General features: G+C 61.6%; 21 protein-coding genes. 15 read left to right on the top strand and 6 right to left on the bottom strand.

The features are described 5' to 3' along the window. The first annotated feature begins 87 nt into the window (after positions 1–87). Entirely contained in the window at positions 88–1,047 is a 960-nt protein-coding gene (locus AC1RT4_RS25330) for a DMT family transporter (protein ID WP_007950893.1), read from the top strand. A 37-nt stretch (positions 1,048–1,084) separates the two neighbouring features. Here the strand turns inward: AC1RT4_RS25330 and AC1RT4_RS25325 are convergent, their stop codons facing one another. Next, a complete protein-coding gene (locus AC1RT4_RS25325) occupies positions 1,085–2,479 on the bottom strand; it encodes a class II fumarate hydratase (protein ID WP_074688044.1) in 1,395 nt (464 codons plus the stop codon). Positions 2,480–2,672: 193 nt separating this feature from the next. Between AC1RT4_RS25325 and AC1RT4_RS25320 the strand changes: the two genes are divergently transcribed. The 7 genes from AC1RT4_RS25320 (at position 2,673) to AC1RT4_RS25290 (ending at position 10,676) form a co-directional block, all read left to right on the top strand. Next, positions 2,673–3,191, top strand: a complete 519-nt coding sequence (locus AC1RT4_RS25320; RefSeq protein WP_007950895.1) for a DUF2059 domain-containing protein — start codon at positions 2,673–2,675, stop codon at positions 3,189–3,191. A gap of 12 nt (positions 3,192–3,203) precedes the next feature. Beyond that, positions 3,204–3,503 carry a BolA family protein gene (locus tag AC1RT4_RS25315; RefSeq protein ID WP_007950896.1) on the top strand — a complete coding sequence of 100 codons (300 nt, stop codon included), beginning with the start codon at positions 3,204–3,206 and terminating at the stop codon, positions 3,501–3,503. A 117-nt stretch (positions 3,504–3,620) separates the two neighbouring features. Beyond that, complete coding sequence (gene trhO / locus AC1RT4_RS25310) at positions 3,621–4,562, top strand: oxygen-dependent tRNA uridine(34) hydroxylase TrhO (protein ID WP_273905134.1); 942 nt, start codon at positions 3,621–3,623, stop codon at positions 4,560–4,562. A gap of 35 nt (positions 4,563–4,597) precedes the next feature. Continuing rightward, positions 4,598–5,200, top strand: coding sequence for a DsbA family protein (locus AC1RT4_RS25305; protein WP_493088838.1), 603 nt, complete (start codon positions 4,598–4,600; stop codon positions 5,198–5,200). Further along, a complete protein-coding gene (locus AC1RT4_RS25300) occupies positions 5,193–7,010 on the top strand; it encodes an ABC transporter ATP-binding protein (RefSeq protein ID WP_493088742.1) in 1,818 nt (605 codons plus the stop codon). Before AC1RT4_RS25305 ends, AC1RT4_RS25300 begins: the two co-directional genes overlap by 8 nt. 362 nt (positions 7,011–7,372) lie before the next feature. Further along, positions 7,373–9,835: an EAL domain-containing protein gene (locus AC1RT4_RS25295; RefSeq protein ID WP_493088740.1), complete on the top strand. Its 2,463-nt coding sequence runs from the start codon at positions 7,373–7,375 to the stop codon at positions 9,833–9,835. Positions 9,836–9,881: 46 nt separating this feature from the next. Next, complete coding sequence (locus AC1RT4_RS25290) at positions 9,882–10,676, top strand: iron-containing redox enzyme family protein (RefSeq protein ID WP_007950902.1); 795 nt, start codon at positions 9,882–9,884, stop codon at positions 10,674–10,676. 61 nt (positions 10,677–10,737) lie between these two features. On the opposite strand, the gene AC1RT4_RS25285 is transcribed toward AC1RT4_RS25290, so the two are convergent. The 5 genes from AC1RT4_RS25285 to AC1RT4_RS25265 form a co-directional block, all read right to left on the bottom strand. Continuing rightward, positions 10,738–11,664, bottom strand: a complete 927-nt coding sequence (locus AC1RT4_RS25285; protein ID WP_493088737.1) for a GGDEF domain-containing protein — start codon at positions 11,662–11,664, stop codon at positions 10,738–10,740. 362 nt (positions 11,665–12,026) lie between these two features. Further along, positions 12,027–12,767 carry a YciK family oxidoreductase gene (locus AC1RT4_RS25280; RefSeq protein ID WP_007950904.1) on the bottom strand — a complete coding sequence of 247 codons (741 nt, stop codon included), beginning with the start codon at positions 12,765–12,767 and terminating at the stop codon, positions 12,027–12,029. An 80-nt stretch (positions 12,768–12,847) separates the two neighbouring features. Continuing rightward, positions 12,848–13,519, bottom strand: a complete 672-nt coding sequence (gene mupP / locus AC1RT4_RS25275; protein ID WP_074688036.1) for an N-acetylmuramic acid 6-phosphate phosphatase MupP — start codon at positions 13,517–13,519, stop codon at positions 12,848–12,850. A gap of 4 nt (positions 13,520–13,523) precedes the next feature. Next, on the bottom strand, positions 13,524–14,222 hold the full coding sequence (ubiG, locus tag AC1RT4_RS25270; RefSeq protein WP_007950906.1) for a bifunctional 2-polyprenyl-6-hydroxyphenol methylase/3-demethylubiquinol 3-O-methyltransferase UbiG: 699 nt from the start codon (positions 14,220–14,222) through the stop codon (positions 13,524–13,526). Between the two features lie 57 nt (positions 14,223–14,279). Next, positions 14,280–15,614 carry a TRZ/ATZ family hydrolase gene (locus AC1RT4_RS25265; RefSeq protein WP_493088734.1) on the bottom strand — a complete coding sequence of 445 codons (1,335 nt, stop codon included), beginning with the start codon at positions 15,612–15,614 and terminating at the stop codon, positions 14,280–14,282. A gap of 108 nt (positions 15,615–15,722) precedes the next feature. On the opposite strand from AC1RT4_RS25265, the gene mtnA reads away from it, so the two are divergent. The 7 genes from mtnA to cmk all read left to right on the top strand — a co-directional run bounded on the left by mtnA (position 15,723) and on the right by cmk (position 26,178). Further along, a complete protein-coding gene (gene mtnA / locus AC1RT4_RS25260) occupies positions 15,723–16,799 on the top strand; it encodes an S-methyl-5-thioribose-1-phosphate isomerase (protein WP_007950910.1) in 1,077 nt (358 codons plus the stop codon). Positions 16,800–17,223: 424 nt separating this feature from the next. Further along, positions 17,224–19,887, top strand: a complete 2,664-nt coding sequence (gyrA, locus tag AC1RT4_RS25255) for a DNA gyrase subunit A (RefSeq protein WP_127799246.1) — start codon at positions 17,224–17,226, stop codon at positions 19,885–19,887. A gap of 64 nt (positions 19,888–19,951) precedes the next feature. Next, entirely contained in the window at positions 19,952–21,037 is a 1,086-nt protein-coding gene (gene serC / locus AC1RT4_RS25250; protein WP_493088731.1) for a 3-phosphoserine/phosphohydroxythreonine transaminase, read from the top strand. Then, positions 21,037–22,131: a prephenate dehydratase gene (gene pheA / locus AC1RT4_RS25245; RefSeq protein WP_007950913.1), complete on the top strand. Its 1,095-nt coding sequence runs from the start codon at positions 21,037–21,039 to the stop codon at positions 22,129–22,131. Before serC ends, pheA begins: the two co-directional genes overlap by 1 nt. A 12-nt stretch (positions 22,132–22,143) precedes the next feature. Continuing rightward, positions 22,144–23,256 carry a histidinol-phosphate transaminase gene (hisC, locus tag AC1RT4_RS25240; protein ID WP_007950914.1) on the top strand — a complete coding sequence of 371 codons (1,113 nt, stop codon included), beginning with the start codon at positions 22,144–22,146 and terminating at the stop codon, positions 23,254–23,256. Positions 23,257–23,284: 28 nt separating this feature from the next. Further along, positions 23,285–25,492 (top strand): bifunctional prephenate dehydrogenase/3-phosphoshikimate 1-carboxyvinyltransferase, encoded by a 2,208-nt coding sequence (locus AC1RT4_RS25235; RefSeq protein WP_230737736.1) that lies wholly within the window; start codon positions 23,285–23,287, stop codon positions 25,490–25,492. Continuing rightward, positions 25,489–26,178: a (d)CMP kinase gene (gene cmk / locus AC1RT4_RS25230; protein ID WP_085647507.1), complete on the top strand. Its 690-nt coding sequence runs from the start codon at positions 25,489–25,491 to the stop codon at positions 26,176–26,178. The genes AC1RT4_RS25235 and cmk overlap by 4 nt, the downstream gene beginning before the upstream one ends. Positions 26,179–26,253: the final 75 nt, after the last annotated feature.

The raw sequence follows: 26,253 nt of genomic DNA, 5'->3' as shown, positions 1-26,253 counted from the left end.
TTTGCGGCTGGAGCACAACTGTCCCTGTGTCGGGCAGGGTCTGTGTGCCTAGAATGAGCGCTCCTGTCTCTGGCGCTTGGGGTTCACATGCACGTTTCATCGGGTCGTTGGGTGTACGGCATGTTCCTGGCGTTGTTGACGGCGTTTCTGTGGGGAATCCTGCCGATCAAGCTCAAGCAGGTGCTGGTGGTGATGGACCCGGTCACGGTGACCTGGTTTCGCCTGCTGGTGTCCGGCGGCTGCTTGTTCATTTATCTGGCGGCGACCAAACGCTTGCCGAGTCGCAAGGTGCTCGGTCCGAAGGGTGGCTGGCTGGTGCTGATGGCGGTGCTCGGGCTGGTGGGCAACTACGTGTTGTATCTGATGGGTCTGAACCTGCTCAGCCCCGGCACCGCGCAACTGGTGGTGCAGATGGGGCCGATCATGTTGCTGATCGCCAGCCTTTTTGTGTTCAAGGAACGCTTCAGTATCGGTCAGGGCATTGGCCTGGCGGTGCTGTTGATCGGGTTTGCGCTGTTCTTCAATCAGCGTCTGGCTGAATTGCTCACCTCTTTGTCTGACTACACCGCCGGCGTGTTGCTGGTGCTGTTGGCGTCGACCGTCTGGACCTTCTATGCGCTGGGCCAGAAACAACTGCTGACCGTGTGGAATTCGCTGCAGGTGATGATGGTGATCTACCTGTTCTGTGCCATGTTGCTGACGCCTTGGGTGCATCCGCTCGAAGCGTTGTCGCTGAACCCGTTGCAGGGCTGGCTGTTGCTGGCGTGCTGCATGAACACCCTGATCGCCTACGGCGCATTTGCCGAGGCGCTGGCGCATTGGGAGGCTTCGCGTGTCAGCGCGACGCTCGCGATCACGCCGTTGGTGACGTTCGGTGCGGTGGCCGTGGCGGCGGGTGTGTGGCCTGAGTATGTGCATGCCGAGCAGATCAATCTGCTGGGGTATGGCGGGGCGGTGCTGGTGGTGCTGGGTTCGGCGCTGGTAGCGCTGGGGCCTTCGCTGATTGCCGGGCTCAAGGCCCGGCGGGCGAAACTGTTGGTCGGATGACCCTTCCCGTGCCGCGCACGGGAAGGGGCGGGATGACTCAGCCCTTGGCACCGGCCTCGATCATGTTCTCCGGCCGCACCCAGGCATCGAACTCTTCATCGGTCAGATAACCCAGCTCCAACGCCGCTTCGCGCAGGGTCTTGCCTTCGCTGTAGGCCTTCTTGGCGATTTCCGCCGATTTGTCGTAGCCGATGTGCGGGTTTAGCGCGGTCACCAGCATCAGGCCGCGTTCCAGATGTTTCGCCATGACTTCTGCATCCGGTTCCAGCCCGGCGATGCAGTGCTGCTGGAAGTTGCTGCAGCCATCGGCCAGCAGGCGGATCGATTGCAGCAGGTTGTGGATGATCACCGGTTTGAACACGTTCAGTTGCAGGTGACCCTGGCTGGCGGCAAAACCGATCGCCACGTCATTGCCCAGCACCTGACAAGCCAGCATCGACAACGCCTCGCACTGGGTCGGGTTGACCTTGCCGGGCATGATCGAACTGCCCGGCTCGTTGGCCGGCAGGCGCACTTCGGCAAACCCGGCACGCGGACCGGAACCCAGCAGGCGCAGATCGTTGGCGATTTTCATCAGCGCCACGGCGAGGGTTTTCAGGGCGCCGGACAGCGTGGTCAGCGGCTCATGGCCGGCGAGGGCAGCAAACTTGTTCGGTGCGGTGACGAACGGCAGACCGGACAACGCCGCCAGTTCAGCGGCAATCGCTTCGCCGAAACCGTGGGGCGAGTTGAGCCCGGTGCCGACCGCGGTGCCGCCCTGTGCCAGCTCGCAGACTGCCGGCAGCGCCGCGCGAATTGCCCGTTCGGCGTAATCCAGCTGCGCTATGAAGCCGGAAATCTCCTGGCCGAAGGTGATCGGCGTGGCGTCCATCATGTGAGTGCGGCCGGTCTTCACCAGTTTCATGTGCCGCGCCGACAGCTCGGCCAGGCCACCCGACAGCTCGGCGATGGCCGGCAGCAGTTGGCCCTGCACTGCTTGCGCGGTGGCGATGCTCATGGCGGTGGGGAAGCAGTCGTTGGAACTCTGCGAGCGGTTGACGTGATCGTTGGGGTGCACCGGCGTCTTGCCGCCGCGCGGGTTGCCGGCCAGTTCATTGGCGCGGCCGGCAATCACTTCGTTGGCGTTCATGTTGCTTTGGGTGCCGCTACCGGTCTGCCAGACCACCAGCGGGAACTGGTCGTCATGCTGGCCGTCGAGCACTTCGTCGGCGGCCTGTTCGATCAGGCGGGCGATGTCGGCGGGCAGGTCGCCGTTGCGGTCGTTGACCCGGGCCGCGGCTTTCTTGATCAGGGCCAGGGCGTGCAGTACCGGCAAGGGCATGCGTTCCTGGCCGATGGCGAAGTTGATCAGCGAGCGTTGCGTCTGAGCGCCCCAGTAAGCGTCGTCCGGGACCTCGATCTGGCCCAGGCTGTCGGTTTCGATACGGCTCATCGTGCACACTCCTGTTGGTCTGTTTGCGCAGTTTAGGCCGGTGTCGGCCCGGGTGGTTCCCTCCGGCCGATTGTTGACCGGCAAATCCCCGCCAATCAAGCGCGGCAAGGCCCGGGGGTTGAGCCGCAGCGTTATTCAGGCGCAGAATGGTCGCCCTTGGGGTTTTACCTCGCCTAGCTGAAAAGGAAACTCGATGACTCGTCTTCGTGCCATCTGCACCGCGGTTGCCCTGGTTTGCGCCAGCGGCCAGGTGCTTGCCGATACCGCCAGCCACAACGCCAGTGCCGAAGCTTTCCTGACCCTGGCACACGCTGACAAGCTGGGCACTCCGGTGTACATGCAGGTTCAGCAGATGTTCGCCCAGCGTTTTGAACAGACCAAGGCGCCGGAATCCAAGAAAGCCGTTCTGGATACCTACCAGGCCAAGGCCAACGCCGCTCTTGATCAGGCCATTGGCTGGAACAAGCTGAAACCGGACATGGTCAAGCTCTACACCAGCAACTTCAGCGAGTCCGAGCTCAAAGACCTGGTCGCGTTCTACCAGTCGCCACTGGGCAAGAAAGTCCTGGAAAAAATGCCGCAGCTGACTCAGCAATCGGCCCAGATGACCCAGGCCAAACTGGAAAGCGCAGTACCGGTGGTCAACAAGCTGCTGGACGACATGACCAACGAGCTGGCACCGAAAGGCGCGGCTCCGGCCAAGAAGAAGTAAGCGGAGTTCGTGATGACCATGCAACAACGCATCGAATCGACGCTGGCGCTGCTTCAGCCTGAGCATCTGCAAGTGCTGGACGAAAGCCACATGCACAGTCGCGGGTTGCAGACCCACTTCAAGGCAGTGGTGGTCAGTGCGCAGTTCGAAGGCCTGAACCGGGTCAAGCGCCACCAGAAAGTCTACGGCACGCTCGGCGAGCTGATGGGCGAGTTCCATGCGTTGGCGCTGCACACCTACACCCCGCAGGAATGGGCAGAGACAGGCGTCGCTCCGGCGTCGCCGACCTGTGCCGGCGGCAGCAAGCATTGAGCCTTGCAGCAATGAACTGAGGTTTTTTGCTAGAATCCGCAACGCGCCGCTCACCCGGCGCGTTTTTTTTCGCATCCGGTTCACCCTTTACGAGGGTAGCCACCTGGAGAAATACCCATGACACAACCGATTGTCGTGGCGGCACTGTACAAGTTCGTCACCCTCGAAGATTACGTCAACCTGCGCGAGCCGCTGCTGCAAGCGATGGTCGACAACGGCATCAAAGGCACCCTGCTGATCGCCGAAGAAGGCATCAACGGCACGGTTTCCGGCAACCGTGAAGGCATCGACGGCCTGCTGGCCTGGCTGCGCAACGATCCACGCATGGTCGATATCGACCACAAGGAATCGTACTGCGACGAGCAGCCGTTCTACCGCACCAAGGTCAAACTCAAGAAAGAGATCGTGACCCTGGGCGTCGAAGGCGTCGACCCGAACAAGAAGGTCGGCACCTACGTCGAACCGCAGGACTGGAATGCATTGATCAGCGACCCGGAAGTGCTGCTGATCGACACCCGCAACGATTACGAAGTCTCGATCGGCACCTTCGAAGGCGCCATCGATCCGAAAACCACCAGTTTTCGCGAATTCCCCGACTACATCAAAGAACACTTCGACCCGGCCGTGCACAAGAAGGTCGCGATGTTCTGCACTGGTGGCATTCGCTGCGAAAAAGCCTCGAGCTACATGCTCGGCGAAGGCTTCGAAGAGGTTTATCACCTCAAGGGCGGCATCCTGAAATACCTCGAAGAGGTGCCGCAGGAAGAGACCAAATGGCAGGGCGACTGCTTCGTCTTCGACAACCGTGTGACCGTGCGTCATGACCTGAGCGAAGGCGACTACGATCAGTGCCATGCCTGCCGCACCCCGGTCAGCGTTGAAGATCGCGCCTCCGAGCATTACGTGGCCGGCATCAGCTGCCCGCACTGCTGGGACACCCTGAGCGAGAAGACCCGCCGCAGTGCGATCGACCGCCAGAAGCAGATCGAACTGGCAAAAGCGCGCAACATGCCGCACCCGATCGGCTACAACTATAAGCAAGCATCCACCGAGGCTTAATCATGTCTGCACGCCTGCTCTATGTGATGGATCCGATGTGTTCGTGGTGCTGGGGATTTGCCCCGGTCGCCAAGGCATTGGTGGAGCAGGCGCAGGCAGCCGGGGTGGAACTGCACCTGGTGGTCGGCGGGTTGCGCACCGGCAGTGGTGCAGCACTTGAACCAACCACCCGGCGCTACATTCTCGAACACTGGCAAGCGGTCACCGAGGCCACCGGCCAGCCGTTCAAGCTGGAAGGCGCGTTGCCGGACGGTTTTGTCTACGACACCGAGCCTGCCTGCCGGGCCATCGTCACCGCGCGCAGTCTGGCACCGGATTGCGCGTGGAAACTGGTCGGGTTGATCCAGCACGCGTTTTACGCCGAAGGTCGCGATGTCACCCAGGCCAGCGTTCTGGTGGAGCTGGCGGAGCAGGCCGGCGTCCCGCGTATCGAATTTGCTGCCCTGTTCGATCATGCCGATCTACACAAGGCGACCCAGGCCGATTTCAGTTGGGTGCAGGATCTGGGCATCGCCGGATTCCCGACCCTGCTCGCCGAACGCAACGGCCAACTGGCGTTGCTGACCAACGGCTACCAGCCGCTCAGTGAACTGTCACCGTTGCTCGGTCGATGGCTGGAGCGCGCGGCCTGTGTCTGACCCGGCCGATGACACGCCAGCCGTCAAGCGTGTCGACCGGCTGAGCTGGGCTGAAGTCCGGCGACTGGCACTTCATCACAAAAAATCCCTGTGGATCGCCAACGGCGTGGCCGTACTGGCGACGCTGTGCAGCGTGCCGATTCCGCTGCTGTTGCCGTTGCTGGTGGACGAAGTCCTGCTCGGCCACGGCGATGCCGCGCTGAAAGTCATGAACCATGTGCTGCCTTCGATGTGGCAGCAAGCGGCGGGCTATATCGGCCTGATGCTGGTGGTGACGCTGACTCTGCGTTGCAGTGCCCTGTGTTTTGGCGTGTTGCAGGCGCGGTTGTTTGCGCGGCTGGCCAAGGACATCGTTTATCGCATTCGCGTGCGTTTGATTGAACGACTCAAACGGATCTCCCTCGGCGAATACGAAAGCCTGGGCAGCGGCACGGTCACCACACACCTGGTGACCGACCTCGACACCCTCGACAAATTTGTCGGCGAAACCCTCAGCCGTTTTCTGGTGGCGATGCTGACCCTGGTCGGCACTGCCAGCATCCTGATGTGGATGCACTGGAAACTGGCGCTGCTGATCCTGCTGTTCAACCCGCTGGTGATCTACGCCACGGTGCAGTTGGGCAAGCGGGTCAAGCACCTGAAGAAACTGGAGAACGACAGCACCTCGCGCTTCACCCAGGCGCTGAGCGAAACCCTCGATGCGATCCAGGAAGTGCGCGCCGGCAACCGCCAGGGCTTCTTCCTCGGACGCCTCGGCCTGCGGGCTCAGGAAGTGCGCAACTACGCGGTCAACTCGCAGTGGAAGACCGACGCCTCGAACCGCGCCAGTGGTCTGTTGTTCCAGTTCGGCATCGACATTTTTCGCGCGGCGGCCATGTTGACGGTGCTGTTCTCTGACCTGTCGATTGGCCAGATGCTCGCGGTGTTCAGCTACCTGTGGTTCATGATCGGCCCGGTCGAACAGCTATTGAACCTGCAATACGCCTACTACGCGGCAGGCGGTGCGCTGTCGCGGATCAACGAACTGCTGGCCCGTGCCGACGAGCCGCAATACCCCGGCGGCGTCGACCCGTTCAAGGGCCGCGATACCGTCGGGATTCAGGTGCAGGGTCTGAGCTTCGGTTACGGCGACGAACTGGTGCTGGATCAGTTGAACCTGTCCATCGCTCCGGGCGAGAAAGTGGCGATTGTCGGCGCCAGCGGCGGCGGCAAAAGTACCCTCGTGCAATTGCTGCTGGGCCTGTACACACCGCTGGCCGGGACGATCCGTTTCGGCGGATCGACCCAGCAGGAAATCGGCCTGGAAACGGTTCGGGAAAACGTCGCGGTGGTGCTGCAACATCCGGCGCTGTTCAACGACAGCGTGCGCGCCAACCTGACCATGGGCCGCACCCGCAGCGATGAGGCCTGCTGGCAGGCACTGGAAATCGCCCAGCTCGAATCCACCATCCGCGCCTTGCCGGATGGTCTGGACAGCATCGTCGGCCGCTCCGGCGTGCGCCTGTCTGGCGGTCAGCGGCAACGGCTGGCGATTGCGCGGATGATTCTCGCCGAGCCGAAAGTGGTGATCCTCGACGAGGCGACGTCAGCCCTCGACGCCGCCACCGAATACAACCTGCACCAGGCCATGGCGCGCTTCCTCCATGGCCGCACCACGCTGATCATCGCCCACCGCTTGTCAGCGGTGAAGCAGGCGGACCGGGTGCTGGTGTTCGACGGCGGGCAAGTGGCCGAAGATGGCGACCATCAGCAACTGATTGCCGATGGCGGGTTGTACGCCAAGCTTTATGGGCATTTGCAGCGGTTGTAGATCAGCCCCGCAACACCTTGAGTCTTCGACATATCCTTAGCGGTACCCTTTTTGGGGTGTGCTGGCACAGGTGTGTGCCTGCCTGTCGAGCAACAACGAAGTGCTGATGCGGCGCTCGGGGTGCGCAGGTCTGCCCGGGGAGTCTGGCGTGTTATTGAAACTCGGTATGAGTGCCTGTAAAGAAGGTCTGAAGTACCCGGTAATTCGATTCCGCCAGTGATCATGGCTATGCATATGTCTATTCTGCGTTTGTCCTGAACTGAGGCGGATCCGCCGCTTGCCGGAACCCCGAACGCCTCCTAGTCTTTGGGGGTTGGTCTGATAGAGACGGACAATCAGGCAGTGACCACGCAAGGAACTCCATGAAGCAAAAGCGGACTCTCGGAACGCCACGGTTGCTGGGCATCGTCTGGCCATTTATCGCCGTCGTGTTGTTTCAAGCCTTGCTGGGGGGCGTGAGTCTCTACGTCCTGTCGGCCGTTCGCGGCTATGTCGCCGGTGAAAGCCTCTGGTCCAAGGGGCAGAAAGACGCGATCTATTACCTCAACCTGTACGCGGACAGCCGCGACAAGGCGATTTACCTCAAATACCAGAACGCCATTGCCGTACCCCAGGGCGGTCATCAGCTAAGGCTGGCACTGGACAAGCAACCGCCCGACCTGCAGGCGGCGCGTGAGGGCATTCTCAAGGGCGGCAACCACCCGGACGACGTTTCCAGCCTGATCTGGCTGTACCTGAATTTCCGTCACTTCAGCTATCTGGAAACCGCCATCGACCGCTGGACGCTGGGCGACGCCTATCTGGTGGAACTCGACGGCGTGGCGCAGGAGATGCATCAGCGCATCACTGCCGATGCTGCCACCGAGGCCGATATCCGCCGCTGGAAAGACCGGATCTTTGCGATCAACGACGGCGTGACCCCGGCTGCCAAGGCGTTCAGCGATGCCTTGGGTGAAGGCTCGCGGATGATCCTGCGCCTGCTGCTGTTCACCAACCTCGCCACCGCGCTGGGCTTGATCGTGCTGGCGCTGCTGCGCACCCGCAAACTGCTCAAGCAGCGACATGCCTTTGCCGAAGCGCTGCAACTGGAAAAAGACCGGGCCCATGTGACCCTGCACTCGATTGGCGACGGGGTGATCACCACCGATGTGAGCGGGGCGATCGATTACATGAACCCGGCCGCCGAGGCGTTGACCCACTGGAAGGCCGAGCAGGCTGCCGGTCTGCCGCTGGCGGCGTTGTTCAACTTGCTGGATGACAATGCCCAGACCGAAGGGCTGACCCTGATCGAGCACATTCTCAGTGGCCAGCTCACCGGCGGCAGCGAACATTCGAAGCTGATCCAGCGGCTGGACGGCAGCACCGTGTCGGTGACCCTGGTCGGCGCGCCGATCCGCAATGCCGGCAAGGTCAGTGGCACTGTGCTGGTGCTGCATGACATGACCCAGGAGCGGCAATACATCGCCAATCTGTCGTGGCAGGCCACTCACGATGCGCTGACCGGGCTGGCCAACCGTCGCGAGTTCGAATACCGCCTCGAACAGGCCCTGCACAACCTGACCCGGCAGCCGGGGCGGCATGCGCTGATGTTCCTCGATCTGGATCAGTTCAAACTGGTCAACGATACCTGCGGGCATGCGGCCGGCGATGAGTTGCTGCGGCATATCTGTGCGTTGCTGCAATCGGGTCTGCGCGAGGGCGACACCCTGGCGCGGCTGGGCGGCGACGAGTTCGGCATCCTGCTGGAGAACTGCGCGCCGGAGGCGGCCGAGAAGATCGCCGAGAGCTTGCGTCAGACCGTGCAGAACCTGCATTTCGTCTGGAAGGGGCGGCCGTTCCTGACCACCGTGAGTATCGGTCTGGTGCACGTCGCGCAGACGCCGACCACCCTCGAAGCCTCGCTGCGGGCCGCCGACATGGCTTGCTACATGGCCAAGGAAAAGGGCCGCAACCGGGTGCAGGTTTACCACGCCGACGACTCGGAGTTGTCCCTGCGCTTTGGCGAGATGGCCTGGGTGCAACGCCTGCACATGGCCCTGGAGGAAAACCGCTTCTGCCTCTACGCCCAGGAAATCGCCCCGCTGGGTTCGGTTGCCGGTGGCACCCGCGGACACATCGAAATTCTGCTGCGCCTGCATGACGAAGCGGGCCGGATGATTCTGCCGGACAGTTTCATACCGGCGGCGGAACGTTACGGTTTGATGACTTCGCTGGATCGCTGGGTTGTGCAGAATGTATTTAAGGTTATTGCTCAATGTATTAACGAAGAGTGCGAACGGCCTCTGGCAATGTGTGCGATTAATCTTTCAGGCATTACTATCGGAGATGACGCGTTCTTGCACTTTCTACGTGAGCAGTTTGATAACTACGGCGTACCGCCTGAAATGATTTGTTTTGAAATTACAGAAACCAGTGCTATTGCAAATCTCGGGAGTGCAATCAGATTTATTAATGAACTCAAAGGCTTGGGGTGTTATTTCTCACTGGATGACTTTTGTGCCGGAATGTCTTCATTCGCTTATCTGAAACATTTGCCTGTAGACTTCCTGAAGATCGACGGGAGTTTCGTAAAGGATATGCTGGACGACCCGATTAACCGTGCAATGGTCGAAGTGATCAATCACATCGGGCATGTCATGGGTAAGCAGACAATTGCCGAGTTTGTCGAAACAGCGCAGATCGAGCAGGCATTGCTTGAAATCGGCGTGGATTACGCTCAGGGTTATGTCGTAGAACGCCCGCAGTTGTTTACCTGTGACAGTTTGCAAAGTCGACCCGCCAGACCGCAGCCGTTGTTATTCAAGGCGCCTGGCACGTTCCGTTGAAGTCTCTTGCCGATCCGTACAATCACAAATCAAAAGGAGCCGAACAGTGATCGACACATTCAACCGAACCGGACCACTCATGGAAGCTGCAAGTTATCCCGCCTGGGCGCAACAGTTGATCCAGGATTGCAGCGAGAGCAAACGCCGGGTTGTCGAACATGAACTTTATCTGCGCATGCGTGATAACAAGCTCAGCGCCAAAACCATGCGCCAGTACCTGATCGGGGGCTGGCCCGTCGTTGAGCAATTCGCGTTGTACATGGCGCAGAATCTCACCAAGACCAAATTCGCCCGCCATCCGGGTGAAGACATGGCGCGGCGCTGGTTGATGCGCAACATTCGCGTCGAACTCAACCATGCCGATTACTGGCTGCACTGGAGCCGGGCCCATGGGGTGAGCCTGGAAGACCTGCAGGCGCAGCAAGTGCCACCGGAATTGCATGCCCTGAGCCACTGGTGCTGGCACACCAGTTCGGCGGATTCACTGATCGTGGCCATCGCGGCCACCAACTACGCCATCGAGGGCGCGACCGGGGAGTGGTCGGCGCTGGTGTGTTCGACGGGGGTCTACGCTGCGGCCTTCCCTGAAGAGGATCGCAAGCGGGCCATGAAGTGGCTGAAGATGCACGCCCAGTACGATGATGCCCATCCGTGGGAGGCGCTGGAGATCATCTGTACCCTGGCCGGATTGAACCCGAGCAAAGCCTTGCAGGCGGAACTGCGACAGGCCATTTGCAAGAGCTACGACTACATGTACCTGTTCCTCGAGCGCTGCATGCAGCTTGAGCTGTCGGAGCGGGTGTTGGTCGGGCGTGAACGTCGGGCGCTGGTCGAGAGCTGATTTCGACGACATCCAAAAAAAACGGGAGCCTCGGCTCCCGTTTTTTGTTGGCTGCGAATAATCAGCCCGCCATGGTCAGGCGATTTCGCCCTTCGCGCTTGGCCACATACAGCGCGCTGTCGGCGCGGCGCAGCAGGCTGTCGGCGGATTCGCCCGGCAACAGGGTCGAGCAGCCGAGGCTCACGGTCAGTTCGATCAATTGGTTATTGGCGTAGTAATCCTGGGCCTGTGCTGCCTGACGCAGGCGCTCACCAACCATGGCGGCCGCATCGCGCCCGGTATTGGACAGCAGGATCAGAAACTCTTCCCCGCCATAACGGAACACCATGTCGACGTTGCGCAACTGGCCCTTGATCGATGCCGCCACGGCTTTGAGCACATCGTCGCCGGCGCTGTGACCATGGAGGTCGTTGACCTGTTTGAAATGATCGATGTCCAGCATCAGCAACGACAGCGGTTGCAGGTGCCGGCGGGACATCTCGATTTCGCGGTGCAGCGTCTGCTCCATGGCAATGCGGTTGCCGGCTCCAGTCAGTGGATCACGCAGCGCGCTTTGCGTGGCGGCACGGTAAAGCAGGGCATTGCGCATCGGATACAGCAGGGCCGACAGCAGCGATTCGAGATTGCCCAGTTCCTGTTCACTGAAGCGCTGGTTGCGGCGGAACACCAGCTCACCCATGTGCTCGCCTTCGTGGCTGAGGCTGTAGCTGGCCGAGTGGTGGCCGCGGGCCCCGAACTCCAGGCGCAGGTCGCTGCCGTTGTGTACGTAGGTCAAGGCGTCCAGCGGCACCAGGCGCTGAACTTCGCGGAAAAACAGACCGAGGATGCGTTGAGGCTCAAGGCTGGTTTGCAGTTGCAGGCTCATTTGCTGGCGCAATTGCGCCAGGCTGACAGGTCGTGCCAGGAGAGGCGGCTGCTGACCAAAGCCCAGGCGTTGCAATTTGGCACTGTCGAAGTCAATTGCAGTGGTCTGGGAGGGTGATTTCATATGGCGTGAGCCCCTAAGCAGTAAGTCTGTCTTACAGGCTGGGTGAGAGCGGCTATGGGCTGCGCGTCATACTGATCCATCAGTCCCGTAGGACATTTGGCGTAAGTTTAGTCTGCCCGATGACGATTAGTCAGCTATCGAATCAGGCCTTGCCCGACTGCCTTCACTCGGCGTGCTTTGAGGAAATGTAGAGCGAAAGTCGTGCCATACGGTTCATATTTTATTAAAACCGTTTTGAATCAATGGCTTGAGGTTTTAGCGGAAAAAGGGGTGGTGGTTATTTGACTGAATTTGCCGCGCTCGAAGCGGCAATTGCATGCCGCGACGGTATTCCGCCACGGCAACAAATGCGACGTATGGCATTACTGAGCGTTGAAGGCCTGGCCATTGATACCGGTGCTGTCCGGGCCCATCAGGTACAGATAGACCGGCATGATCTCTTCCGGTGTCGGGTTGTTCAGCGGGTTTTCACCCGGGTACGCCTGAGCGCGCATGCTGGTGCGGGTGGCGCCCGGGTTGATGCTGTTGGAGCGTACCGGAGCGACGTTTTCGACTTCGTCGGCCAGGGTTTGCATCAGGCCCTCAGTGGCGAACTTGGACACACCATAGGCGCCCCAGTAAGCGCGGCCCTTGCGCCCGACGCTGCTGGAGGTGAACACCACCGAGGCGTCCTGTGACAGTTTGAGCAGCGGCAGCAGGGTGCTGGTCAGCATGAACATCGCGTTGACGTTGACTTGCATGACGCGCATGAAGTTTTCACCGGACAACTGCTCGATCGGCGTGCGCGGGCCGATGATCGAGGCGTTGTGCAGCAGGCCGTCGAGGTGGCCGAATTCGGTCTCGATCATCGCCGCCAGCTCATCGTATTGATGGGGCAGGGCAGTTTCGAGGTTGAACGGGATCACGGCCGGCTGCGGATGCCCGGCCGCTTCGATCTCGTCGTAGACCTGGGTCAGGTTGGCTTCGGTCTTGCCCAGCAGCAGCACGGTCGCACCGTGGGCGGCGTAGGTCTTGGCGGCAGCCGCGCCGATGCCACGACCGGCACCGGTGACCAGAATGACCCGATCCTTGAGCAATTCGGGGCGAGCAGAGTAATCAAACATAAAAAACCTCTAATCCATTAACTTCTGATCGTTCCCGCGTCCTGCGCGGGAATGCAGCGATGGTCGCTTTGCAGCACCACTCAGCAACTGCACAGAGCGTTGTCGAGCACCTTGCGCAACTCCAGCGGATGATCCACCACCACGTCCGCGCCCCAGTGCCGAGGGTTGTCGTCGGGGTGGATGTAGCCATAGGTCACGGCGGCGGTTTTGGTGCCGGCGTCACGACCGGATTCGATATCGCGCAGATCATCGCCGATAAACAGAACGGTCGACGGATCCAGATCAAGCATCTTGCAGGCAAGGGTCAGCATCTCGGGATCCGGCTTGCTGTTCTTCACGTGATCCGGGCAGATCAGCAGGGCCGAGCGCTCGGCCAGCCCCAGTTGCTGCATGATCGGCTCGGCGAAGCGCAGCGGCTTGTTGGTGACCACACCCCAGACCAGATTGGCTTTCTCGATGTCGGCCAGCAATTCGCCCATGCCGTCGAACAGCTTGCTGTGCACGGCGCAACCGACGAGATAGCGCTCAAGGAACTCCAGACGCAATTCCTCGAAGCCCGGCGACTCCGGATCCATCGAGAACGTCACCGCGACCATGGCCTTGGCGCCGCCGGAGATTTCATCGCGAATGTGTTTGTCGTTCATTGGCGGCAAGCCACGATCCGCGCGCATCGCCTGGCAGATGGCGATGAAGTCCGGCGCGGTGTCGAGCAGAGTGCCGTCCATGTCGAAAAGGACTGCTCTGATGGCCATCGGCTTACTCCTCGCGCAGGGTCTGGATCATGTAGTTGACGTCAACGTCCGCCGCCAGCTTGTAGTGCTTGGTCAGCGGGTTGTAGGTCAGGCCGATGATGTCCTTGACGGTCAGGCCGGCCATGCGGCTCCAGGCACCCAGCTCGGACGGGCGGATGAATTTCTTGAAGTCGTGGGTGCCGCGCGGCAGCAGCTTCATGATGTATTCGGCGCCGACGATGGCGAACAGGTACGCCTTCGGGTTGCGGTTGATGGTGGAGAAGAACACCTGGCCGCCGGGCTTGACCATGCGGAAGCAGGCGCGGATCACCGAGGACGGGTCCGGTACGTGCTCGAGCATTTCCAGGCAGGTGACGACGTCGAACTGCTCGGGCATTTCTTCGGCCAGGGCTTCGGCGGTGATCTGGCGGTATTCGACGTTCACACCGGATTCCAGCTGATGCAGTTGCGCGACCGCCAGTGGCGCTTCGCCCATGTCGATGCCGGTCACGGTCGCGCCACGCTGGGCCATGGCTTCGCTGAGGATGCCGCCGCCGCAACCGACGTCGAGAACCTTTTTACCTGCCAGATTGACCCGCTCGTCAATCCAGTTGACCCGCAGCGGGTTGATGTCGTGCAGCGGTTTGAACTCGCTTTCGCGGTCCCACCAGCGATGGGCCAGGGCTTCGAATTTGGCGATTTCGGCGTGGTCGACGTTGCTCATGATTCAATCCTCTAAAACTTGAAAAAGGCTGTAGCCCCGGAGTTTGCCCCGGGGTGTTTACGATTCGGTGTGGCCGCTGATGCGTCGGCCCCAGGCCCGGGCGGTTTCGCCGAGCTGTTGTTCGTCCAGTCGGGTCAGGCGGCGGTCGTCGAGCAACTGCTTGCCGGCAACCCACAGGTGTTTCACGCAGTCGCGACCGGTGGCGTATATAAGCTGCGAGACCGGGTCATAGACCGGTTGTTGCGCCAGGCCGGACAGGTCGAAAGCGACGATGTCGGCCGCCTTGCCGAGCTCCAGCGAGCCGGTCTCGGCTTCGATTCCCAGGGCTCGCGCGCCGTTCAGCGTGGCCATGCGCAGCGCCCGGTGGGCGTCCAGCGCGGTGGCCGAGCCGGCGACGGCTTTGGCCAGCAGGGCGGCAGTGCGGGTTTCACCCAGCAGGTCCAGGTCATTGTTGCTCGCCGCGCCATCGGTGCCGACCGCGACGTTGACCCCGGCCTGCCACAGGCGCTCCACCGGGCAGAAGCCGCTGGCCAGTTTCAGGTTCGACTCCGGGCAATGGATCACGCTGGTGTTGCTTTCTACCAGCAACGCCAGATCCTCATCGCTGATCTGGGTCATGTGCACGGCCTGGAAGCGTGGGCCGAGAAGGCCCAGTCGGCCAAGGCGTGCCAGCGGGCGTTCGCCGCGCTGTTCGACCGCTTGCTGTACTTCGAGCGCGGTTTCGTGGACATGCATGTGGATCGACGCGTCCAGCTCCTCGGCGATCACGCGGATTTTTTCCAGGTTCTCATCGCCCACGGTGTAGGGTGCATGAGGGCCGAAGGTGATCTTGATGCGCTCGTGATGCTTCAGGTCGCCGAACAGTTCGACGCCCTGACGAATGGCTTCATCGGCGCTGGCGGCACCCGGAATCGGAAAATCAAGGATCGGAATCGCGATCTGCGCGCGGATTCCGCTGTTGTGCACGCGTTCGCTGGCAACCTTCGGGAAAAAGTACATGTCCGAAAAACAGGTGATGCCACCTTTTATCTGCTCGGCGATGGCCAGGTCGGTGCCGTCACGCACAAAATCTTCATCGACCCATTTGCCCTCGGCCGGCCAGATGTGGTTTTCCAGCCAGGTCATCAGCGGCAGATCGTCGGCCAGGCCACGGAACAGCGTCATTGCGGCGTGGCCGTGGGCGTTGATCAGGCCGGGGCTGAGCAGAACGTCCGGCAGTTCGCGGACTTCGGCGGCGTTACACTTGAGCGCTTCGGCACGCGGGCCGATAAACACGATGCGACCGTCGCGGATGCCCAGGCCATGCTCCTTGAGCACAACGCCTGCGGGTTCGACGGGTACCAGCCAGGTCGGCAGCAATAATAAGTCGAGCGCAATGGCAGGTTTCGGCATCGAGGGTCGGTTCCAGTGCTTTTGTAAAGGATGGCGAAGTATACCCGAGCGTCTTCGCGGGGGGATCGCTATAATCGGCGGCTTTTGTTCATGAGTGCGGGGTGAGGGATGCGCGATCGACTGTTGGCTGCGGAGAAAGTAAAGGCCATCGATTGGCGTGATGGCGCGCTCCACCTGCTGGATCAGCGCGTTTTGCCGTTCGAGGAAAACTGGATCGCCTACACCAGCGCCGCCGGCGTGGCCGAGGCAATTCGCTCGATGGTGGTGCGCGGTGCGCCGGCCATCGGCATCAGTGCCGCGTACGGCATCGTACTGGCGGCCCGTGCCCGGATCGCCGAAGGTGGTGACTGGTATGCGTCGCTGGAAGAGGATTTCATGCTGCTGGCCGATTCCCGGCCGACCGCGGTCAACCTGTTCTGGGCGCTGAACCGCATGCACGACCGGCTGGACCGTTTGAAGGAGAACGCCGATCCGCTGGCGGCGCTGGAAGCCGAAGCCATCGCCATCCATGAAAGCGATCGCGAAGCCAACCTGACCATGGCCCAGCTCGGCGTCGACCTGATCCGCAAACATCAGGGCAATGCCCAGGCGATTCTCACTCACTGCAACACCGGCGCCCTGGCCACCGGCGGTTTCGGTACGGCGCTCGGGGTGATTCGCGCGGCGTTCATCGAGGGCATGGTCGAGCGTGTCTACGCCGACGAAACCCGGCCGTGGTTGCAAGGCTCGCGCCTGACTGCGTGGGAGCTGGCCAACGAAGGCATTCCGGTGACCCTGAACGCGGACTCTGCAGCCGCGCACATCATGAAGACCAAGGGCGTGACCTGGGTGATCGTCGGCGCTGACCGGATCACCGCCAACGGCGACGTGGCGAACAAGATCGGGACCTATCAACTGGCGGTCAACGCCATGCACCACGGCGTGCGTTTCATGGTGGTGGCGCCGAGCTCGACCATCGACATGAATCTGGCCAGCGGTGATGACATTCCGATCGAAGAACGCGACGGCGCCGAGTTGCTGGAGGTTGGCGGCAAGCGTGTCGGGGCTGACGTTGAAGCGTTCAACCCGGTGTTTGACGTGACCCCGGCAGACCTGATCGATGCGATCGTCACCGAGAAAGGCATCGTCGAACGCCCGGATACCGCGAAAATGGCGCAGTTGATGTGCCGCAAACGCTTGCATTAAAGGTGTTCAGCACCCGCTGAATTGCCATCGTCAGCAGGCGGGCTCCCACAGGTTTTGTACCCGGCATGGATCCTGTGGGAATTGGCTTGCCAGCAATGGGGCCTTTAAAGTCAATAAACATCCGCAATTTCGTCCCGAAATTTGCATTCAGGGAAGCTCTGAGCCTCTCTCGTCCCCGTTAAGCCTGTCATCGGTCATCTAACTATGCTCCATGCGCATCTGGGGGATAGGTGCGTGGCGGCTCTTGTGATAACATCCGGCGTTTTCCGAGGCAGTCCCGCGGGGTTGTCTTCACTGCGCAAATCCAGGGTCAACTTGTCGATTTGTCGTAAGTCGGCGCATGGCACTCGGCCTGCATCGACGAGCTTCGTGCGTCCCCTATGGATATGGCGAAGTTTCACCAGAAAAAGGAATCAGGCTTCTCATGGGCGAACTGGCCAAAGAAATCCTCCCGGTCAATATCGAAGACGAGCTGAAACAGTCCTATCTCGACTACGCGATGAGCGTGATCGTCGGCCGTGCACTGCCGGATGCGCGCGATGGCTTGAAGCCCGTGCACCGTCGCGTGCTGTTCGCGATGAGCGAGCTGGGCAACGACTTCAACAAGCCGTACAAGAAATCTGCCCGTGTCGTCGGTGACGTGATCGGTAAGTATCACCCGCACGGTGATACCGCGGTGTACGACACCATCGTCCGCATGGCGCAGCCTTTCTCCCTGCGTTACCTGCTGGTCGACGGCCAGGGCAACTTCGGTTCGGTGGACGGCGACAACGCCGCGGCCATGCGATACACCGAAGTGCGCATGACCAAGCTGGCGCACGAGCTGCTGGCCGACCTGCACAAGGAAACCGTGGACTGGGTGCCGAACTACGACGGCACCGAGCTGATCCCGGCGGTCATGCCGACCCGCGTTCCGAACCTGCTGGTCAACGGTTCCAGCGGTATCGCCGTGGGCATGGCGACCAACATTCCGCCGCACAACCTCGGTGAAGTCATCGACGGTTGCCTGGCCCTCATCGACAACCCCGAGCTGACCGTCGATGAGCTGATGCAATACATTCCCGGTCCGGACTTCCCGACTGCCGCGATCATCAACGGTCGCGCCGGCATCATCGAGGCCTACCGCACCGGCCGTGGCCGCATTTACATGCGCGCCCGCTCGATCATCGAAGACATCGACAAGGTCGGTGGTCGTCAGCAGATCGTCATCACCGAACTCCCTTACCAGCTGAACAAGGCGCGTCTGATCGAGAAGATCGCCGAGCTGGTAAAAGAGAAGAAACTCGAAGGCATCACCGAGCTGCGCGACGAGTCCGACAAGGACGGTATGCGCGTTGTGATCGAACTGCGTCGCGGCGAAGTGCCTGAGGTGATCCTCAACAACCTCTACGCCCAGACCCAGCTGCAATCGGTATTCGGCATCAACATCGTTGCGCTGATCGACGGCCGTCCGCGGATCCTGAACCTTAAGGACCTGCTGGAAGCCTTCGTCCGTCACCGTCGCGAAGTGGTTACCCGCCGCACCGTGTTCGAACTGCGCAAGGCGCGCGAGCGTGGTCACATCCTCGAAGGTCAGGCCGTTGCCCTGTCGAACATCGACCCGGTCATTGCCCTGATCAAGGCTTCGCCGACCCCGTCGGAAGCCAAGGAAGCGCTGGTCAGCACGCCGTGGGAATCCTCGGCTGTGGTGGCGATGGTTGAGCGTGCCGGTGCCGATTCGTGCCGTCCGGAAAACCTCGATCCGCAATACGGTCTGCGCGACGGCAAGTACTTCCTGTCGCCGGAGCAGGCGCAAGCCATTCTGGAGCTGCGTCTGCACCGCCTGACCGGTCTGGAACACGAAAAGCTGCTGGCCGAGTATCAAGAGATCCTCAACCAGATCGGCGAGCTGATCCGCATCCTCAACAGCGCCGTGCGCCTGATGGAAGTGATCCGCGAAGAGCTGGAAGTGATCCGCGCCGAATACGGCGACGTGCGCCGCACCGAAATCCTCGATGCCCGTCTCGACCTGACCCTGGGCGACATGATCCCGGAAGAAGAGCGCGTCGTGACCATCTCTCACGGTGGCTATGCCAAGACCCAGCCACTGGCTGCGTACCAGGCTCAGCGTCGTGGCGGTAAGGGCAAATCGGCCACCGGCGTGAAGGATGAGGACTACATCGCTCACCTGCTGGTCGCCAACAGCCACACCACGCTGCTGCTGTTCTCCAGCAAGGGCAAGGTGTACTGGCTGAAGACCTACGAAATCCCTGAAGCGTCCCGCGCCGCCCGTGGTCGTCCGCTGGTCAACCTGCTGCCGCTGGATGATGGTGAATACATCACCACCATGCTGCCGGTCGAGGAATACACCGAAGGTCACTACATCTTCATGGCCACCGCCAACGGCACCGTGAAGAAGACTCCGCTGGAATCCTTCAGCCGTCAGCGCAGCGTCGGTCTGATCGCGCTGGAACTGGACGAAGGCGACGTGCTGATCTCTGCGGCCATCACCGATGGCGAGCGTGAAGTGATGCTGTTCTCCGACGGCGGCAAGGTCACCCGCTTCAAGGAATCCGACGTTCGTGCCATGGGCCGTACCGCCCGTGGTGTGCGCGGCATGCGTCTGCCGGAAGGGCAGAAGCTGATTTCGATGCTGATCCCGGAAGAAGGCAGCCAGATCCTCACCGCTTCCGAGCGTGGCTACGGCAAGCGCACCGCGATCACCGAGTTCCCTGAGTACAAGCGTGGCGGCCAGGGCGTGATCGCCATGGTCAGCAACGAGCGTAACGGCCGTCTGGTCGGTGCGGTTCAGGTGCTCGACGGCGAGGAGATCATGCTGATTTCCGACCAGGGCACGCTGGTGCGTACCCGTGTCGACGAAGTTTCCAGCCTGGGTCGTAACACCCAGGGCGTGACCCTGATCAAGCTGGCCAAGGATGAAACCCTGGTTGGTCTGGAGCGGGTTCAGGAGCCGTCGGAAGTCGAGGGTGAAGAGTTTGAAGGTGAAGAAGGTGTCGAGCTGGAAGAAGGCGTGATCGGCGCCGAACCGGACGATGCGGTCGACAACCTGCAGGCGGACGCCGCAGACGAAGAAGAGTCGCAAGACTAACCAAATCGTAGCAGGGCAGAGTGTTTGCTCTGTCCGCTACCGTGATTGCATAGCGAGAGTGGATGTGAGCAAACGAGCCTATAACTTCTGCGCAGGTCCCGCTGCGCTGCCTGAAGCTGTCCTGTTGCGTGCCCAGTCCGAGATGCTCGACTGGCATGGCAAGGGTCTGTCGGTCATGGAAATGAGCCATCGCAGCGATGACTACGTGGCCATCGCCGAGAAGGCCGAACAAGACCTGCGCGACCTGCTGTCCATCCCCTCCAATTACAAAGTGCTGTTCCTGCAGGGCGGTGCGAGCCAACAGTTCGCCGAGATTCCGCTGAACCTGCTGCCCGAGAACGGCACTGCCGACTATGTCGAAACCGGCATCTGGTCGAAAAAAGCCATCGAGGAAGCGCGTCGCTTCGGCAACATCAACGTTGCGGCCAGCGCCAAGCCTTATGACTACCTGGCCATCCCTGGCCAGAACGAGTGGAAGCTGACCCCGGGTGCGGCCTATCTGCACTATGCGTCCAACGAAACCATCGGCGGCCTGCAGTTCGACTGGGTTCCCGAGGCCGGTGACGTTCCGCTGGTGGTCGACATGTCCTCCGATATCCTCTCGCGTCCGATCGATGTGTCGCAGTACGGCCTGATCTACGCTGGCGCGCAGAAGAACATCGGCCCGAGCGGTCTGGTCGTGGTGATCGTCCGTGAAGACCTGCTGGGTCGCGCCCGCAGTTCGTGCCCGACCATGCTCGACTACAAGATCTCCGCCGATAACGGCTCGATGTACAACACCCCGGCGACCTATTCCTGGTACCTCTCGGGTCTGGTTTTCGAGTGGCTGAAGGAGCAGGGTGGCGTCGCCGCGATGGAGCTGCGCAACAAGGCGAAGAAAGATCGTCTGTACGGCTTCATCGACAACAGTGACTTCTATACCAACCCGATCAGCGTCAACGCCCGCTCGTGGATGAACGTGCCGTTCCGTCTGGCTGACGAGCGTCTGGACAAGGCGTTCCTGGCCGGTGCCGACGCCCGTGGCCTGCTCAACCTCAAGGGCCATCGTTCGGTCGGCGGCATGCGTGCCTCGATCTACAACGCCCTGGGTCTGGACGCCGTCGAAGCGCTGGTCGGTTACATGGCTGAATTCGAGAAGGAGCATTCCTGATGTCCGAGCAGGAGCTCAAGGCGCTGCGCGTTCGCATCGATAACCTGGATGAGAAGATCCTCCAGCTGATCAGCGATCGCGCGCGCTGCGCCGAAGAAGTTGCCCGGGTCAAAATGGCCAGCCTGGCCGAAGGCGAGCAGCCGGTGTTCTACCGTCCCGAGCGTGAGGCGCAGGTCCTCAAGCGCGTGATGGAGCGCAACAAGGGGCCGTTGGGCAACGAAGAGATGGCGCGCTTGTTCCGCGAAATCATGTCTTCGTGCCTGGCCCTCGAGAACCCGCTGAAAGTGGCTTATCTCGGCCCGGAAGGCACTTTCACCCAAGCGGCGGCCATGAAGCACTTCGGTCACGCGGTGATCAGCAAGCCGATGGCGGCGATCGATGAAGTGTTCCGTGAAGTGGCGGCGGGTGCGGTGAATTTCGGCGTGGTGCCGGTGGAGAACTCCACCGAAGGCGCGGTCAACCACACCCTCGACAGCTTCCTCGAGCACGACATGGTGATCTGCGGCGAAGTCGAGCTGCGGATTCACCACCACCTGCTGGTCGGTGAAAACACCAAGACCGACAGCATCAGCCGCATCTATTCCCACGCGCAGTCGCTGGCCCAGTGCCGCAAATGGCTGGACGCCCATTACCCGAATGTCGAGCGCGTGGCGGTGTCCAGCAACGCCGAAGCGGCCAAGCGGGTCAAGGGTGAGTGGAATTCGGCGGCGATCGCCGGTGACATGGCGGCGGGGCTATACGGCCTGACCCGTCTGGCCGAGAAGATCGAGGATCGTCCGGACAACTCCACGCGCTTCCTGATGATCGGTAACCAGGAAGTGCCGCCGACCGGCGACGACAAGACTTCGATCATCGTGTCCATGAGCAACAAGCCCGGCGCGCTTCACGAGCTGCTGGTGCCGTTCCATGACAACGGGATCGACCTGACCCGGATCGAAACCCGTCCGTCGCGCAGCGGTAAATGGACCTACGTGTTCTTCATCGACTTCGTCGGTCATCACCGTGATCCGCTGATCAAAGGTGTACTGGAAAAGATCAGTCAGGAAGCAGTAGCACTCAAGGTGCTGGGTTCCTACCCGAAAGCAGTTCTTTAAGGGGTGGTAGCAATGAGTGGCAACTTCCTCGCTCTGGCACAGCCGGGCGTGCAACAACTTTCGCCATACGTGCCGGGCAAGCCCGTGGACGAACTGGCGCGCGAGCTGGACCTGGATCCGGCGAGCATCGTCAAACTGGCGAGCAACGAAAACCCGTTGGGCGCCAGCCCGAAAGCGCTGGCCGCGATCCGCGAAGCGCTGGACGAGCTGACCCGATATCCGGACGGCAACGGTTTTGCCCTGAAATCCCTGCTGGCCGAGCAATGCCGTGTCGAGCTGAACCAGGTGACCCTGGGCAACGGCTCCAACGATATTCTCGAGCTGGTGGCGCGCGCCTATCTGGCGCCGGGCCTGAATGCCGTGTTCAGCGAACACGCGTTCGCGGTCTACCCGATCGCGACCCAGGCGGTCGGCGCTCAGGCCAAGGTCGTTCCGGCCAAGGATTGGGGCCATGACCTGCCAGCGATGCTGGCGGCCATCGATGCCAATACCCGCGTCGTGTTCATTGCCAACCCGAACAACCCGACCGGCACCTGGTTCGGCGCCGAGGCGCTGGACGAGTTCCTGCAGGACGTGCCGGAGCATGTGCTGGTGGTACTGGACGAGGCCTACATCGAATACGCCGAAGGCAGCGATCTGCCGGATGGCCTGGATTTCCTCGCCGCTTACCCGAACCTGCTGGTCTCGCGCACCTTCTCCAAGGCCTACGGTCTGGCGGCGCTGCGCGTCGGTTACGGCTTGTCCACCCCGGTGGTGGCGGACGTGCTGAACCGTGTACGCCAGCCGTTCAACGTCAACAGCCTGGCCTTGGCTGCGGCGTGTGCGGCGCTGAAGGACGAGGAATATCTGGCGCAGAGCCGTCAGCTCAACGAATCCGGCATGCAACAGCTGGAAGCGGGTTTCCGCGAGCTGGGCCTGAGCTGGATTCCGTCCAAGGGCAACTTTATCTGCGTCGACCTCGGTCAAGTGGCGGCTCCGGTCTTTCAGGGTTTGCTGCGTGAAGGCGTGATCGTGCGTCCGGTGGCCAACTACGGCATGCCGAACCATCTGCGGGTGACCATCGGTCTGCCGGCGGAAAACAGCCGCTTCCTCGAAGCGCTGCGCAAGGTTCTGGCTCGTGGGTGATGTCACTGCGCTGCAATCTGCTGCACCTATGATCGGGCGCCTGGTGGTGGTCGGTCTGGGGTTGATCGGTGGTTCGTTTGCCAAAGGCTTGCGTGAAAGCGGCGTGTGCCGCGAGGTGGTCGGGGTCGATCTCGATCCGCAATCGCGCAAGCTGGCGGTCGAGTTGGGCGTGGTGGATCGCTGCGAAGACGACCTGGTGGCGGCTTGCCAGGGCGCGGACGTGATTCAGTTGGCGGTGCCGATCCTGGCCATGGAAAAAGTGCTGGCCCGTCTGGCCGGCATGGATCTGGGGCAGGCGATCCTGACGGATGTCGGCAGCGCCAAGGGCAATGTGGTGCGCGCGGCGACCGAAGCATTCGGCGGCATGCCCGCGCGTTTCGTGCCGGGCCATCCGATTGCCGGTTCCGAGCAGAGCGGGGTGGAAGCCTCCAACTCAGAGCTGTTCCGCCGTCATAAAGTGATTCTGACCCCGCTGGAGCAGACCGATCCGGCTGCCCTGGCGGTGGTTGATCGCTTGTGGCGCGAGCTGGGCGCCGACGTCGAGCACATGCAGGTCGAGCGTCACGATGAAGTGCTGGCCGCGACCAGTCATCTGCCGCACCTGCTGGCCTTCGGTCTGGTCGATTCGTTGGCCAAGCGCAATGAAAACCTTGAGATCTTCCGTTACGCTGCGGGCGGTTTCCGTGATTTCACAAGAATCGCCGGAAGCGACCCGGTCATGTGGCATGACATCTTTCTCGCCAATCGCGAGGCTGTCCTGCGCACACTCGATACATTTCGCAGCGACCTCGACGCCTTGCGCGACGCGGTCGATGCAGGGGATGGGCACCAATTGTTGGGCGTCTTCACGCGCGCCCGGGTTGCCCGCGAGCATTTCAGTAAAATCCTGGCCCGCAGGGCCTATGTGGACGCTATGAATTCCAACGATCTGATTTTCCTGGCTCAACCTGGTGGCCGCCTGTCCGGTCGGATTCGCGTACCGGGTGACAAATCGATTTCCCACCGTTCGATCATGCTCGGTTCCCTGGCTGAAGGCGTCACCGAAGTCGAAGGCTTCCTCGAGGGCGAAGACGCTCTGGCGACCTTGCAGGCGTTCCGCGACATGGGCGTGGTCATCGAAGGTCCGCATCACGGCCGCGTGACCATTCACGGTGTCGGCCTGCACGGCCTGAAGCCTGCGCCGGGCCCGATCTATCTGGGCAACTCCGGCACTTCGATGCGCCTGCTGTCCGGCCTGCTGGCCGCGCAGGACTTCGACAGCACCCTGACCGGTGATGCGTCGCTGTCCAAGCGTCCGATGAATCGCGTCGCCAACCCGCTGCGCGAAATGGGTGCCGTGATCGAAACCGCTGCCGAAGGTCGTCCACCGATGACCATTCGTGGCGGTCACAAGCTCAAAGGCCTGACCTACACCATGCCGATGGCCAGTGCTCAGGTTAAGTCCTGCCTGCTGCTGGCGGGTCTGTACGCTGAAGGCAAGACCACCGTCACCGAGCCGGCCCCGACTCGTGACCACACCGAGCGCATGCTGCGCGGCTTCGGCTACCCGGTGAGCGTTGACGGTGCCACTGCGTCCGTCGAGTCCGGCGGCAAGCTGGCTGCGACCCACATCGAAGTGCCGGGCGATATCTCGTCGTCGGCATTCTTCCTGGTGGCGGCGTCGATCGCTGAAGGTTCGGAGCTGGTGCTTGAGCACGTCGGCATCAACCCGACCCGTACCGGCGTGATCGACATCCTGCGCCTGATGGGCGCCGACATCACCCTGGAGAATCAGCGTGAAGTGGGTGGCGAACCGGTTGCCGACCTGCGCGTGCGAGCGGCTAAACTCAAGGGTATCGAGATTCCGGAAGCGCTGGTTCCACTGGCCATCGACGAATTCCCGGTGCTGTTCGTGGCCGCGGCCTGTGCCGAAGGGCGCACCGTGCTGACCGGCGCCGAAGAGCTGCGCGTCAAGGAGTCGGACCGTATCCAGGTCATGGCGGACGGTCTGCTGGCGCTGGGCGTCAAGTGCGAACCGACCCCGGACGGCATCATCATCGACGGCGGCCAGATCGGCGGCGGCGAAGTGCATGGCCATGGCGATCACCGCATCGCGATGGCTTTCAGCGTGGCCTCGCTGCGCGCCACGGCACCGATTCGCATCCACGACTGCGCCAACGTCGCGACATCGTTCCCGAACTTCCTGGCGCTGTGCGCGCAGGTCGGCATTCGTGTGGCGCAAGAGGCTCAGTCGTGAACAATATTGCTCCGGTCATCACCATCGACGGGCCAAGCGGCTCGGGCAAAGGCACCGTGGCCGGGATTCTGGCCAAGCGTCTGGGCTGGAACCTGCTGGACTCCGGTGCGCTGTATCGCCTGCTGGCGTTTGCTGCACACAACCATGGTGTCGACCTGACCAATGAAGAGCTGCTGAAGAAACTGGCCGCTCATCTGGATGTGCAGTTCATCGCGGCGACCGACGGTCAGTTGCAGCGCATCATTCTGGAAGGTGACGAAGTCAGCGATGTCATCCGCACTGAAAGCGTCGGCTCCGGCGCCTCCCAGGTGGCTGCATTGCCGGCCGTGCGCGAGGCGCTGCTGCAGCGCCAGCGTGCTTTCCAGGAATCGCCGGGCCTGGTGGCCGATGGTCGCGACATGGGCACAGTGGTATTTCCGAATGCGCCCCTGAAGATTTTCCTGACCGCCAGCGCCGAGGAGCGGGCGCGCCGTCGATATTTGCAGTTGAAGGGCAAAGTCGAGGGTGTTAGTCTGTCGAGTCTGCTAGATGAGATCCGTGCGCGCGACGAGCGTGATACCCAGCGAGCGGTGGCCCCGCTCAAGCCGGCGGCTGACGCCATACAGCTGGATTCCACGGAGTTGTCCATCGATCAGGTGCTTGAACGCATCATGAGCGAGATCGCCATTCGCGATATCGCCGGGTGACCAGGAAGGCCGCAGGGGACCAGTCATAGTCCTGCGGTGGCTTCCTTTAAATGAAACTGACCCGCATCGTCTGGG

This window comes from Pseudomonas sp. GW821-FHT11D10 (assembly GCF_058808435.1).
This window is presented reverse-complemented; position numbering and strand designations above follow the sequence as displayed.